Consider the following 12,506-nt stretch of genomic DNA (forward strand, 5'->3'; position numbering starts at 1 on the left):
CCGACCGGCCGGCGGGAGCCGTTCGCGACCGATCGATCGCCGCGCGCGGCCGTCACGCGCGATCATGGAGGCACCCGCTCCCCGCACGACAGGACTCCGCATGCCGTCCGATCCCTTCGCCGCCCCGCCGCCCCCTCCGCCGCTCGACGAGCGCGCCGCCGCCGCGTTCCTCCGCGACCGCTACGCCGTGGAGGGACCGCTGCGCGAGCTCGGCAGCAATCAGGACCGCAACGTGCTGGTCGGCGACCGCCTCCTGCTCAAGATCGCGAACCCGGCGACCCCGCTCCGGGTCGTCGCCGCGCAGACGGAGGCGGTGGCTCGGCTCGCCGAGCACCTGCCCGACCTGCGCCTGCCGCGCGCCCGCCCCGACCGCGACGGCCGGGCCCTGCACGAGGAGGGCGGAGGCGTCGCTCGGCTGCTCGACTTCGTGCCCGGCCGTACGCTGTCCGGCTCGGGCTACCTCTCCCCCGCCGTCGTCCGCGCGATGGGGACGCTGGCCGCGCAGGTCGATCTGGCGCTCGCTGTGCAGCCGCTCGACGACCTCGACGAGCCGGGCCAGTGGGATCTCCGCCGGGCGGTCGACGTCGTCGACGCCCTGATCTCCCGGGTCCCGCGGCGCTCCGCGAGGGTGATCCGCGACGCGGTCGCCCAGGCGCGCGCGGTGGTGGACCCGCTCGCGGAGGCGCTGCCGGTGCAGCTGATCCACGGCGATCTGACCGACGACAACGTCGTGGTCGACGGCGGTCCGCTGCCCGACGGAGTGATCGACTTCGGCGATCTCGGCGCGGGCTGGGCGGTCGGCGAGCTGGCGATCACGATCTCCTCGCTCCTGCACCACGCCGACGCCTCGGCACCGACGGTTCTCCGCGCGGCGGCCGCCTACGACGCCGAGCGCCCGCTGTCCAACCCCGAGATCGAGGCGCTCTGGCCGCTCGTGATCCTGCGCGCCGCGGTGCTGGTCGTCAGCGCGCACGACGTGCTCGCGCAGGACCCGGGCAACGACTACGCCCGCGAGAACCTCGAGCACGAGCGCCTCATCCTCGAGCGCGCGACCGCCGCGCCGCTCCCGGTGCTGCAGGCGCTCGTCCGCCGAGCCCTCGGACGCGAGACCCCGGCCCCGACCATCGCCGGCACGACGCCCGCGCTCGGCATCGATCCCGTCGTCGTCGACCTCTCCCCCGAGAGCGCCCTCCTCGACGGCGGGCGCTGGCTCGACGACGACGCCGAGAGCACCCTCGCCCGAGGAGGTGACGCTGTCCTCCGCTACGGCGAGCGCCGCCTGACCCGCGCCCGCCCGCACGCGGCGCACGAGCCCGCGACCACCGCGCTGGGCGTCGAGGTGCACCTCGCCGAGCCGTCGGCCCTGGTCTCGCCGTTCGACGCCGAGATCGTCGCCGCCGCTCCCGGCAGCGTCACCCTGGTCGCCGCCGACGTCCGCCTGGTGCTCAGCGGAGTGGAGACCGCGGCGACCGGCACCGTCGCGGCGGGCGATCCGCTCGGCACCGCCTCCGGGATCCTCCGGGCCCAGGCCCTGCCCCTCGCGATCGACGATGCGCCGTTCTTCGCCGAGCCCTCGTGGGCCGACGCGTGGCTCGACGTCCTGATCGACCCGACGCCGCTGCTCCTCGGCCGCGAGCTGCCCGCCCCGCGGCCCGACCGCTCCGTCCTCGAGCGCCGCGTCGCGCACCTCGCCGACGTGCAGGAGCACTACTTCGCCGAACCGCCGACGATGCTGCGCGGCTGGCGCGAGCACCTGGTCGACGACTCCGGCCGCGTGCACCTCGACGTGCTCAACAACGTCTCGTCGATCGGGCACGGGCATCCGCTGCTCGCCGAGCGCGTCGAGCGGCAGTGGCGGCTGCTCAACACCAACTCGCGCTTCTCGTACCCGGCGATCGGCGAGTTCTCCGAGCGCCTGGCGGCGCTGCTGCCCGAGGGTCTCGACTCCGTCCTCCTCGTCAACAGCGGGACGGAGGCGACCGATCTCGCCCTGCGCATCGCCCGCGCCTGGTCGGGCCGCGACGACGTCCTCGCGGTCCGGGAGGCGTACCACGGCTGGTCCGGGCTCTCCGACGCCGTCTCCACCTCCGTGGCCGACAACCCCGACGCGCTCGCGACCCGACCGCCGTGGGTGCACACCCTCGACGCGCCCAACAGCTACCGCGGCACGCACCGCGGCGCCGACGCCCACCGCTACGCGACGGAGGCGGTGGAGCGCATCCACGCGCTCGCGGCGGACGGCACTCCCCCGGGCGGGCTCATCGCCGAGACCTACTACGGCAACGCGGGCGGCATCCCGCTGCCGGACGGCTACCTCGCGGCGGTGTACCCGGCCGTCCGCGCGCACGGCGGGCTCTGCATCGCCGACGAGGTGCAGGTGAGCTACGGCCGGCTCGGCGAGTGGTTCTGGGGGTTCGAGCAGCAGGCCGTGGTCCCGGACGTGGTCGCCGTCGCGAAGGCGATGGGCAACGGGCATCCGCTCGGCGCGGTGATCACCACGCGCGAGATCGCCGAGCACTACCGCTCGCAGGGGTACTTCTTCTCCTCCGCGGGAGGCAGCCCCGTCAGCTCGGTGGTCGGCCTCACCGTGCTCGACGTGATCGAGGGCGAGCAGCTGCAGCAGAACGCGTCCGTCGTCGGCGCCCACCTCCGGGCGCGGCTCGAGGAGCTGGCCGAGCGGCACCCGCTCATCGGCGCCGTGCACGGACACGGCCTCTACCTCGGCCTCGAGCTGGTGCGCGACCGCGAGACGCTCGAGCCCGCCACGGAGGAGACCCGCGCGATCTGCGAGCGCCTCCGCGAGCGCGGCGTGATCGTGCAGCCCACCTCCGACCGTCAGTGCGTGCTCAAGATCAAGCCGCCGCTCTGCTTCACCGCGGAGAGCGCGGACTTCTTCGCCGACCAGCTCGACGAGGTGCTGACGACGGGGTGGTGAGTCCTCCCGGCTGCGCCGGGCGAGGCCGCCCAGGGTAGGCGCCGGAGGCCCCGCCCACCAGCGGTCGCCGGGCGGCGGAGGCGCCGGGATAATCGGAGGCATGCGCGAAGACGACGATGTCGATCTGGTGATCGACGCGTGGGCCGACGCCCTGCCCGATCTCGACTTCGCTCCCCTGGACGTCGTCTCGCGGCTGCGGCGCCTCAGCCCGCGCGTGCAGGAGATCCGCCGTCAGTCCTTCGCCGCCAGCGACCTCGCCCCGTGGGAGTTCGAGCTGCTCTCGATCCTGCGGCAGACCGGGGCGAGCGGCGTGACCCCGTCCGTCCTCTCCCTCCGCCTGGGCATCTCGAGCGGCAATCTCGCGAGCCGCGTCGACCGCCTCGGCGCCCGCGGTCTCGTGGTGCGCGAGCAGAACGCGGCCGACTCGCGGAGCAAGATCGTCTCGCTCACCCCCCGCGGCACCAAGCGCGTCGACGAGGCGATGCGCCACCTCGTCGCCGCCGAGAGCGAGATCCTCGCGAACCTCGACGGCCGGCAGATGTCGGTGCTCATCGAGTGCCTGCGCACCATCAGCGACACCCTCGACCACCTCGACTGACACCCCGAGCGGCGATACTCGAGGGATGCGCATCCTGGTGGTCGACGACGAGGTGCGCTTCGCCGACGGCGTCCGGCGGGGGCTCGAGGCCGAGGGCTTCTCGGTCGATCTGGCGCATGACGGGGTCGACGGGCTCTGGCGCGCGCGCGAGACCGCCTACGACGCGCTCGTCGTCGATCTGATGATGCCCGGGCTCAGCGGGTTCGCCCTCTGCCGCACGCTCCGCGACGAGGGAGTCTGGACCCCGGTCCTCCTGCTGACGGCCAAGGACGGCGACGGCGACCAGATCGAGGGGCTCGACGCCGGCGCCGACGACTACGTCGTGAAGCCGCTGGAGCACTCGGTGCTGGTGGCGCGCCTCCGGGCCCTCGTGCGCCGCGGCCGCCCCGAGCGACCCGTCGTGCACCGCCTCGGCGATCTCGTCATCGACCCGACGGTGCGCGAGGTGTCGCGCGGCGGCGTCCCCGTGCGGCTGACCTCGCGCGAGTTCTCGGTGCTCGACTTCCTCGCCCGCAACCGCGATCGCGTCGTCGCCAAGCGCGAGATCCTCGAGGGGGTCTGGGACGACCAGTTCGACGGCGACATGAACATCGTCGAGGTCTACGTGGCGCGGTTGCGCGCGAAGCTCGACCGGCCCTTCGGCACGGAGTCGATCACGACCCTCCGCGGGGCCGGCTACCGCCTCGTCGAGGGCGGCGGTGCCTGAGCGCGGCCGGCGCGAGTGGAGCATCCGCGTGCGCCTGACGGCCTTCGTCGCCGCGGCGATCCTCGCGGTCCTCGTCGTGGGAGCGGTCGCCTTCGTCGGGCTGCTGCAGCGCTCGCTCGTCGACGCGGAGGCGTTCACCGCCGGCCAGCAGGCGTCGCAGATCGCGAACGACACCGAGAACGCCGGCCGCCTCCCCCGGTACAACGCCGACGAGGTGGTGATCCAGCTGCAGCGCGAGGGCTCGGTGATCGCCGTGGCCGACGACGACTTCGTCTACGCCGTGCCACTGCCCGTGGCCGACGAGCCGACGATCACGAGCATCGGAGGCACGCGGTTCGTCGTGCGGTCCGCCGGCCTCCAGCTCGGTGCCGACCCGCGCGAGACCGTGGTCGTCGCGCGCACACTCGCGGGTGCGGACGACGCCGCGGCCTCGGCGGCCGCGCTGCTCGCCGTCGCCGTGCCCCTGGTGACCGTCGTCGTCGGCGCGCTGGTGTGGTTCGTCGTCGGCCGGTCGCTGCGGCCGGTGGAGCGCATCCGCTCCGACGTCGAGGCGATCGAGACCGCCGATCTCGAGCGGCGCGTGCAGGAGCCGCACGGGCGCGACGAGATCGCCCGCCTCGCGCGCACGATGAACGGCATGCTCGAGCGGCTGCAGCGCTCGCAGACGGCGCAGCGCGCCTTCGTCTCGAACGCCTCGCACGAGCTGCGCTCTCCCGTCGCCGCGATTCGCCAGCACGCGCAGGTCGCCCTGAAGCATCCGGGCGCGGTGCCGCTCGCCGAGCTCGCGCAGGTCGTGGACGACGAGGCCGAGCGGATGCAGGCGCTGGTGGCGGGCCTCCTGCTGCTCGCCCGTGTCGACGAGGGCGCCCCCGGTGCGGAGGAGGTCGACCTCGACGATCTCGTCCTGCTCGAGGCGCGACGCCTGCGCGCTCTGGGCGTGGACGTGCGGACCGACGGCGTCGGGCCCGCCCAGGTGCTCGGCGACGAGCTGCTGCTGCGCAGCGCCGTGCGGAACGCGGCGGACAACGCGCGCCGGCACGCCGCCTCCGCCGTGGCCTTCACCGTGTGCCAGCGCGCCGGAGAGGCGGTCGTCTGGGTCGACGACGACGGCTCCGGGGTCCCGGAGGAAGACCGCGAGCGCGTCTTCCGCCGCTTCGAGCGGCGCGACGACGCCCGCGCGCGCGACACCGGCGGCACCGGGCTCGGGCTGGCGATCATCGCCGAGGCCGCGAGGGCGGGCGGAGGCTCCGCCCGGCTCCTCGACGCGCCGCTCGGCGGGGCGCGGCTCGAGATCAGGCTCCCGGTCGCGCACGACGTCGACTGAGACGGCTCCTCTCGCGCTGCTCGCCGATGTCGCACGAGCGGCAGGCTGTTCAGGCTGGCGAAAGGCGCCGCCCCGCAGGCTGTGCCCGTGGAAATCCCGGCCTACCTCCGTGTCCTCTGGCACTACCGCCCCGCCGTCCTGGGCGCCGTGGTGCTCGCCGTCGTCGTCGCCCTCGTCGCCCACTTCGATCTGAAGGACGGTGCACTGGAGTACCGCGGCGACCGCGAGTACAGCTCCGGCGTGACCGTGCTCCTCGGCGGCGGGCCCCGCTCGCCGTACGCCGCCGCGGCCCCGGGTGTCGAGGCGGAGCCGGGGACGAGCGCAGCGCAGACCGAGGACCTCAGCGCCACAGCGGCCGTCTACGCCTATCTCGTCAGCGGCACGGCCGTGCGCGCCCAGGTCGCTGACCGCGTGGGCCCGCTCGGCGAGCGCGAGAGCATCGGAGCCGTCCGCCGCACCTCCCAGCCCTACCGGACCGAGAGCAACCCCGGCCGCATGTCGCTCCCCATCCTCACGATCATCGGCACGTCGCTCGACCCCGACCGGGCCGTCGAGCTCTCGCGCGCCACGGTCTCCTTGTTCCTCGACGAGGTCGCGCAGCAGCAGGACGCCGACGGCATCCCCGCCGACGCCCGCGTGACCCTCACCGTGACGGACGAGGCGGGCGCGGTCGCGGGGGATCTGGGCACGGTCGCCCTCCCGATCGGAGCGACCGGGCTCGCCGTCTTCGCCCTGGCGATCCTCGCGATCCTCGCGGTGCACAGCCGGCGGAAGCGCGGCGTCGTCCCGCCCCGGGGCTCCGAGCCCGCCGACACGGACCTCGAGGACGAGCTCGCCGCGGCCCTCGAGCGCGAGGGCGCCGCCGTCCGGGGAGCGCACCGCGCACTCTCCGGACGGTGACCGAGTTACTCCGCAGATGTCGGGAGGTCAACCCCGTTCGCGCATCCCGTCTCGCGACATAGCGTGAGTGAGCGCGGTCGAGGCGGAAGCCACCCGCGCACGATGCACGCGAAAGAGCACCATGACACAGATCCCCATCATCCAACCCGCGCGATGGAGCCGGAACGGAGTCAGGATCGTGGTCGTCCCCGGGGCAGAGCTGCCCCGGTTCCGCCTCGAGATCGACCCCTGCCTCGCCTCCGACCCGCGCCTCGTCTCCGACGCCCTCTTCACGACCGTCGAGGAGGCCGAGCGCGCCGCCGAGGCCGCGGCCGCACGCCTGATCCGTCCGCTCGCCGTCAGCTGACGAGTCCGTCGAGCGGCCCGGTCGGCAGCGCGATCCAGCCCTCGGCCTCGGCCGCCTCGCGCAGGTGCTCGGGCACCGGCAGCGTCTCGCCCAGGGCGTGCGCGCGCGCGTTCAGCGCGGCGATCACCGCATCGAACGCGTCGTTCGAGCGAGACATCAGGGCGAGCACACCGGCGGAGGCGTCGAGCCACGGCGCCGCTCTCCGTAGCGCCTCGACGGCGAGCGCGACCGCCTCCGGTCGCGTCTTGTAGCCGGTCGTCTCGATCCCCCAGTGCCGCAGCGCCGCCGCCGGGTACGCCTCGACGAGCCGCCCCGCACCCGAGCGGTCGACCTCCTCGCCCGCGGCCGCGAACGCGTCGAGCAGCTCCGCGCAGCGCATCGCCGTCATGCCGAGACGATCGGTGGAGACGCTGAGCGGCCAGCGGCCGGTCACCTCGCGGGCGGCGCGATCCGTCTCCCGGTACGCGAGGCGGCGGCGCCAGTCGCGGCCGGCGAGCGTGCGCGGAGCGATCTCGCGGCGAGTGTGCGCCGAGACGAACGCGGCGAACTCGAGCGGCCAGCCGAAGGCGCAGTCGATGCCGATCGTCGTCGCGGGCCGCGAGAGCGCGACGATCTCGTCGTCGCCCGCGTCGAGCGAGAGCGAGAGCACCCGCGCGCGTCCGTCCCGCCACTCGAGGGCGGCGAGCGCCGTGCGGGCCGGCTCGGCGGCGAGGTCGACACCGATGGTCAGCATCGGATCAGGCTAGCTAGGCTCGGGGAATGACGCCGCACCCCTCCGCCGCCGGACCGCGCAGAGGCGTCGCGGCCCTCCGGATCGTGGTCGCGCTGACCGTGCTCACCGCGGTCGTCGCGACCGCCGTCGACACCGCGTCGCGAACTCCCCTGCTGCCGTTCAACTTCTTCGGCTTCTTCACGATCCAGGGCAACATCCTCCTGGCCGTGCTCCTGCTCGCGACGGCCGTGACCGGGCGGAGTCTGGCGATCGCCCGCGGTGCCGCCACCGGCTACATCGTCGTCGTCGGCCTCGTCTACAACACGCTGCTCGTGGGTCTGGCCGGCGGAGTGGCGCTCCCCTGGGCGAACACCGTCATGCACCTGCTCTTCCCGATCTACGGACTCCTCGACTGGATCCTGTTCGCCGACCGTCCGGCCCTGCCCTGGCGGCGCCTCTGGATCGTGATCGTCTATCCGATCGTCTGGCTCGTCGTCGTGCTCGTCCGCGGGGCGACCGACGGCTGGGTGCCCTACCCGTTCCTCGATCCGGCGAACGGCTACGGCACCGTCGCGGTCTACGTCGTCATCATCGCGGTCGCCTTCCTCCTCTCCGGCGCGCTGGTCTGGGCGCTGAGCCGCGTGCGCGTGCTCCGGCCCACGCGATAGAAAGCCCCCTTCTGGGGTCAATCGCGCAGGTCCGCTCGGATTCGCGCTCCCCTAACGTCGGCAGCGGCGGCCCCTACCGCCGACCCCCGACCGAGAGCGGTTCCCCATGCGACTCCCCCTGCCCACATCGCCGCGCCGCCCCGGGAGTCGCCGCCTGCGCGCTCTCGCCACCGGCGCCGTCCTCGCCCTCGCGGCGGCACTGGTGCCCACCGGCGCCGCCTCAGCCGCCACGGGGCCCCTCTCGGTGCTCAGCCTCGGCGACTCGATCACCCAGGCCTACGGCACCTGCGGCCAGTTCGCCGACTGCCCCCGCAACAACTGGTCGACCGGCACCAACACGACCGTCGTCTCGTTCGCCTCGCGCCTGCGCACCGCGAACCCGGGCACCACGGTCACCACCGCGAACTTCGCGCAGACGGGCAGCCTCGTCGCCGGAGTCCCCGCCCGCATCGACGCGGCCGTCGCCGCGGGCGTGCGCCCCGACGTCGTCACGCTCCTGATCGGAGGCAACGACCTCTGCTCCGCCAGCAACCCCGTCGCCGCCGACGGCTACACGATGACCACCGCCGCGACCTTCAGCACCAACGCCAGCGCCGCGATCACCAAGATCCGCACGACCTGGCCCAGCGCGAAGATCGTGCTCTCGTCGATGCCGAACGTCGCCGCGGAGTGGGCGGTCGTCAAGGGCGGAGTCGGCTCCGTCATCTGGGCCTCCGGCAAGCTCTGCCGCACGACCCGCGGGGTGAGCGCCACCGGCGGCCGCCTCAGCACCGCCGCGGCCGCCGCCTCCGCGACCGCCGCCAAGACCCGCACCACGCAGTACAACAGCGCTCTGCAGAAGGCGTGCGCCGCCGCCGGCCCGCTCTGCGACTACGACGGAGGCGCGCTCACGGCGACCCCGGTCACGAAGGCGCTGATCGGAACGGTCGACTACTTCCACCCGAGCATCGCCGGCCAGGCCAAGATCGCGTCGGTGCAGTGGAGCGCGTCGAACTTCGCGACGACCGGCTGAGCGAGACGCCGGGAGGTCAGGCGTCCTGCGGGCGCTCGCCCTCCCGGCGGCGGCGCTGCTCCTCGGCGAGACGCGCGTAGTGCGCCTCCTCGCGCTCGAGGTCGGCGAGCTGCTCCTCGGTGCTCTTCGCAGCCGGGCGCATCACGATCGTGGGCGGCGGCGTCTTCGGGCGGCGTAACCGCGTCCTCTGCCCACCGGGCACGAAGGAGGCGCCGTCGCCCTTCTTCCAGTCGTGTCCGAGCACGAACCACAGCGTCACGCCGATCAGCGGGATGAAGACGATCAGCAGGATCCAGAAGATCTTGGGCAGGTTGCGGACCACATTGTCCGGCTGACGCACGACATCCACCAGCGCCAGCACCATCAGCACGACGGTCAGCAGCGAGAACAGAACTCCCATGCGTTCGAGGGTACGGTGCGCGCGCGCTGAGCACCCTCGAAGTGCGCGAGACGGTGCGGTCCGCAGGCGATCGTGCGGTCTGCAGGCGACAGTGCGGTCTGCAGGCGATCCGGCCTCGCCGCTCGACGTCGCGCGGCGGAATCGGCCTTCGGACTCGGATCTCCTGCAGATCGAACGCGCGGCCGCCCGTGACACCATCGAGAGATGACCGAGCCGACCCCCGCCAGCACGGCCGCCCCCGAGCCTGCGCGACACAGGCGCCTCACTCCGCGCCGCCTCGCCCTGATCGCCGGCGCCGTGCTCACGATCGCCGGCCTGGCCCTCGTCGCCCTGATCCCCCTGCAGTACTGGAGTCTCGCGCAGCAGGGCTTCGACGCCGTCTGCACAGCGAGCGTCGGTGGCGTCCCGCCCGGCGAGGGCACCCTCGTGGGCGGATCATGGTCGTGGTGGCCGCTCGGCGCCTCCTGCGAGTGGCAGGCCCTCGACGGCAGCGAGCTCGTCGAGCAGCCCGACTGGTCGAGCACCGCGGTCGCGATCACCGGGGCCGCGATCCTGCTCATCGGGCTGGTCACGCTGCTCGTCGCCGCGCTGCGTCGCCGCCGCTGACCGCTCAGCGGTCGAACAGGTTCCCCAGGTCGCCGAGCCCGGGCATCTCGAAGTTCGACCCGAAGTCGGACACCTGCTCGCCGAGCCCCGACACCTGCTCGCCGGCCCCGGACACGAACTCGCCCGCCCCGCCGGTGATGTCGCCGAACTCGCCCAGATCGCCGAAGCTCCCGGTCAGCCCCTCGAGGTCGACACCCTGCAGCAGCGGCCCGGCGACACTGCTGAGCACCGCGCCGCCCGCGACCGCCGCGAGCAGGCCGCCCGCAGCGCCCAGACCGACTCCGGCGACCGCTCCCACTCCGGCGCCCGCGAGAGCACCGCGAGTCCCCGGCGTCGAGAACATCTTCTTGAGGAACCCGGGCTGCTGCGCCTCGCCCCGCGTCGCTGCGCGCGCAAGGTCGTCGGGGTTCGACGACCGCGGCTGCTCGTTCGCCGGCAGCTCCTCGCGCAGCCGCGCCTCGACCTGACCGCGCTGCGTCGGCGTCAGCTTCGCGAACGCGTCGCGGTGCACCTGCTCGAGCTGCTCGGGGTCGGCGGTGCGGAGGAGGTAGTCGTAGCGCGCGATCGCGGCCCGGTCTTCCTGGGACACGGCGGGCTGTCCCGGTCGTGCGTCCTGCGGGCGCACCGGGGTCCGCGGCGTGCCGTAGGCGGGAGGGGTCTGCGCCGGTCGCGCGTCGCCCGTCACCTTGTCGGCGGCGGTGCGCACCAGGTCGCGCCAGTCGGTGGTGCCGCCGCTGCTCGACGACCCCTTCGAGTCGAGCGCCTTGGACGCCATGCCGATGACTCGCTTGAACATGCTCACAGAGAACCTTCCGTCGGGTATCAGTCTCGATCATCCCGGCGGAGCCTGAGCGGAACCCGTCCGGAAGCCCTCCGGATGCTCGGAGACGCCCCCGTCCTGAGGCCCCAGGTCCACCTCCGCCGAGGTCGATCCGTCGCGAACGGCTCCCTCGAGCGCGGTCGGACAGCCGTTCGCGACGGATCACTGCCGCGCGCGGCCGACGAAGCACTCCCGATCGACCCGAGCGCCGCGGCCGATCGGTCGGATCCTGCGGCCGTCCGGTCGGGCGCCGCCCGCGTGCCTCCGCCAGGCTGGCTGCATGCCCTCGACCGCGTCCGTCCCCGTCGTCCGCCCCGATCAGGCGACGAGGCGCTTCCCCTACATCCCGCTCATCACCCTGATGCTCCTGAGCTTCCTGCTCGTGACCGCCGAGTTCCTGCCGAACGGCGTCCTCACCGAGATGGCGGCCGGTCTCGACGTCACCCCCGGGCAGGCGGGCCAGACCGTCACCGTGACCGCGCTCGTCGGCCTGATCGTCGCCCCCACGGTCGGCCTGATGTTCCCCCGGCTCGACCGCCGCACCCTCTTCATCGGGACGGCGATCGCCGCCGGCGCGTCCAGCGTGCTCGCAGGCCTCGCGCCGAACCTCGCCCTGGTGCTGCTCTCGCGCCTCCTGCTCGGAGCGGCCATCAGCGCCTTCTGGTCGATGTCCATCACCGTCGCCGCCCGCGTCGCAGGCCCGGACCGCGTGGGTCGCGCGACCATGTTCACCAGCGCCGGCCTGTCGCTCGCGACCGTCGCCGGAGTCCCCCTCGGCGTGATCCTCAGCGAGCTCGTCGACTGGCGGGCCGCCTTCGTCCTGATCGGCGTCCTCACCGCCGTGCTCGCCGTCCCCCTGCGCCTGCTGCTGCCGCGCGTCCCCGCTGCGCCGGCCGCCGGCCTCGGCGTCCTCCTCGACACCGTGCGCCGCCGCGGTGTGCGCCAGGGCTTCGCGGGCCACATCCTCGTCGTCCTCGGCCACTTCCTCGCCTACACCTACATCCGCCTGGCCCTCGAGCGCACCGAGGGCACCGACGCCGCCACCATCGTCGCCCTGCTGGCGCTCTTCGGCGCGGGCGGCCTCGTGGGCAACATCGTCATCGGCTCCGTGATCGACCGCTCCTTCGCGTTCTTCGGCATCGTGGCGCCCGTCGCGATCGCGGTCGCCGTCGGAGGCGTCCTGCTGCTGCCGGGTTCCGTCGCCGCGGTCGCGGTGGCCGTGTTCGTCTGGGGCTTCTTCTTCGCCTCCTGGCTGATCATCGTCAACACCTGGGTCGGCCACCGCATGACCGACCGCCTCGAGGCCGGCGGGAGCCTCGTCGTCGTCGGCTTCCAGGCCGCGATCGTCGTCGCGGCCGGCCTCGGCGGCGTCCTCGTCGACGCTGTCGGTGTCGAGACCGACTACGTGATCGGCGCCGTCCTGCTCCTGGTCGGTGCGGCCCTCTTCGGCTCGTCGAACCGGACGCGCACGGCCTGAGC

General features: G+C 73.8%; 13 protein-coding genes. 10 read left to right on the plus strand and 3 right to left on the minus strand.

Features of this window, described 5'->3' with window-relative positions; translation table 11 throughout:
- Positions 1–100 precede the first annotated feature (100 nt).
- From GSU68_RS12745 to GSU68_RS12770, 6 genes are all read left to right on the plus strand, one after another.
- Positions 101–2,935 carry an aminotransferase gene (locus tag GSU68_RS12745; protein ID WP_208544571.1) on the plus strand — a complete coding sequence of 945 codons (2,835 nt, stop codon included), beginning with the start codon at positions 101–103 and terminating at the stop codon, positions 2,933–2,935.
- Positions 2,936–3,035: 100 nt separating this feature from the next.
- A complete protein-coding gene (locus GSU68_RS12750; protein WP_159908896.1) occupies positions 3,036–3,533 on the plus strand; it encodes a MarR family transcriptional regulator in 498 nt (165 codons plus the stop codon).
- A gap of 25 nt (positions 3,534–3,558) precedes the next feature.
- Positions 3,559–4,239, plus strand: a complete 681-nt coding sequence (locus tag GSU68_RS12755; protein WP_159908898.1) for a response regulator transcription factor — start codon at positions 3,559–3,561, stop codon at positions 4,237–4,239.
- Positions 4,232–5,563, plus strand: a complete 1,332-nt coding sequence (locus GSU68_RS12760) for a HAMP domain-containing sensor histidine kinase (RefSeq protein ID WP_159908900.1) — start codon at positions 4,232–4,234, stop codon at positions 5,561–5,563. Before GSU68_RS12755 ends, GSU68_RS12760 begins: the two co-directional genes overlap by 8 nt.
- Before the next feature lie 87 nt (positions 5,564–5,650).
- Positions 5,651–6,463 carry a hypothetical protein gene (locus GSU68_RS12765; protein WP_159908902.1) on the plus strand — a complete coding sequence of 271 codons (813 nt, stop codon included), beginning with the start codon at positions 5,651–5,653 and terminating at the stop codon, positions 6,461–6,463.
- Positions 6,464–6,584: 121 nt separating this feature from the next.
- On the plus strand, positions 6,585–6,809 hold the full coding sequence (locus GSU68_RS12770) for a hypothetical protein (RefSeq protein ID WP_159908904.1): 225 nt from the start codon (positions 6,585–6,587) through the stop codon (positions 6,807–6,809).
- On the opposite strand, the gene GSU68_RS12775 is transcribed toward GSU68_RS12770, so the two are convergent.
- Positions 6,802–7,542 carry a DUF429 domain-containing protein gene (locus GSU68_RS12775; RefSeq protein ID WP_159908906.1) on the minus strand — a complete coding sequence of 247 codons (741 nt, stop codon included), beginning with the start codon at positions 7,540–7,542 and terminating at the stop codon, positions 6,802–6,804. The genes GSU68_RS12770 and GSU68_RS12775 overlap by 8 nt on opposite strands.
- Before the next feature lie 26 nt (positions 7,543–7,568).
- Between GSU68_RS12775 and GSU68_RS12780 the strand changes: the two genes are divergently transcribed.
- Both GSU68_RS12780 and GSU68_RS12785 read left to right on the plus strand, forming a co-directional pair.
- Positions 7,569–8,189, plus strand: a complete 621-nt coding sequence (locus GSU68_RS12780; RefSeq protein ID WP_159908908.1) for a Pr6Pr family membrane protein — start codon at positions 7,569–7,571, stop codon at positions 8,187–8,189.
- Between the two features lie 106 nt (positions 8,190–8,295).
- Positions 8,296–9,201, plus strand: a complete 906-nt coding sequence (locus GSU68_RS12785; protein WP_159908910.1) for a GDSL-type esterase/lipase family protein — start codon at positions 8,296–8,298, stop codon at positions 9,199–9,201.
- Between the two features lie 16 nt (positions 9,202–9,217).
- Here GSU68_RS12785 and GSU68_RS12790 read toward each other — a convergent pair whose 3' ends face one another.
- A complete protein-coding gene (locus GSU68_RS12790; protein ID WP_159908912.1) occupies positions 9,218–9,601 on the minus strand; it encodes a PLD nuclease N-terminal domain-containing protein in 384 nt (127 codons plus the stop codon).
- A 204-nt stretch (positions 9,602–9,805) separates the two neighbouring features.
- Between GSU68_RS12790 and GSU68_RS12795 the strand changes: the two genes are divergently transcribed.
- Positions 9,806–10,207, plus strand: a complete 402-nt coding sequence (locus GSU68_RS12795) for a hypothetical protein (protein ID WP_159908914.1) — start codon at positions 9,806–9,808, stop codon at positions 10,205–10,207.
- 4 nt (positions 10,208–10,211) lie between these two features.
- On the opposite strand, the gene GSU68_RS12800 is transcribed toward GSU68_RS12795, so the two are convergent.
- On the minus strand, positions 10,212–11,003 hold the full coding sequence (locus GSU68_RS12800; protein ID WP_244259272.1) for a hypothetical protein: 792 nt from the start codon (positions 11,001–11,003) through the stop codon (positions 10,212–10,214).
- A 304-nt stretch (positions 11,004–11,307) separates the two neighbouring features.
- Here GSU68_RS12800 and GSU68_RS12805 point away from each other — a divergent pair, with 304 nt between their 5' ends.
- On the plus strand, positions 11,308–12,504 hold the full coding sequence (locus tag GSU68_RS12805; protein WP_159908918.1) for an MFS transporter: 1,197 nt from the start codon (positions 11,308–11,310) through the stop codon (positions 12,502–12,504).
- Positions 12,505–12,506 lie beyond the last annotated feature (2 nt).

The sequence above is a fragment of the Rathayibacter sp. VKM Ac-2759 genome, from assembly GCF_009834225.1.
In the GTDB taxonomy this organism is placed as follows: Bacteria; Actinomycetota; Actinomycetes; order Actinomycetales; family Microbacteriaceae; genus Rathayibacter.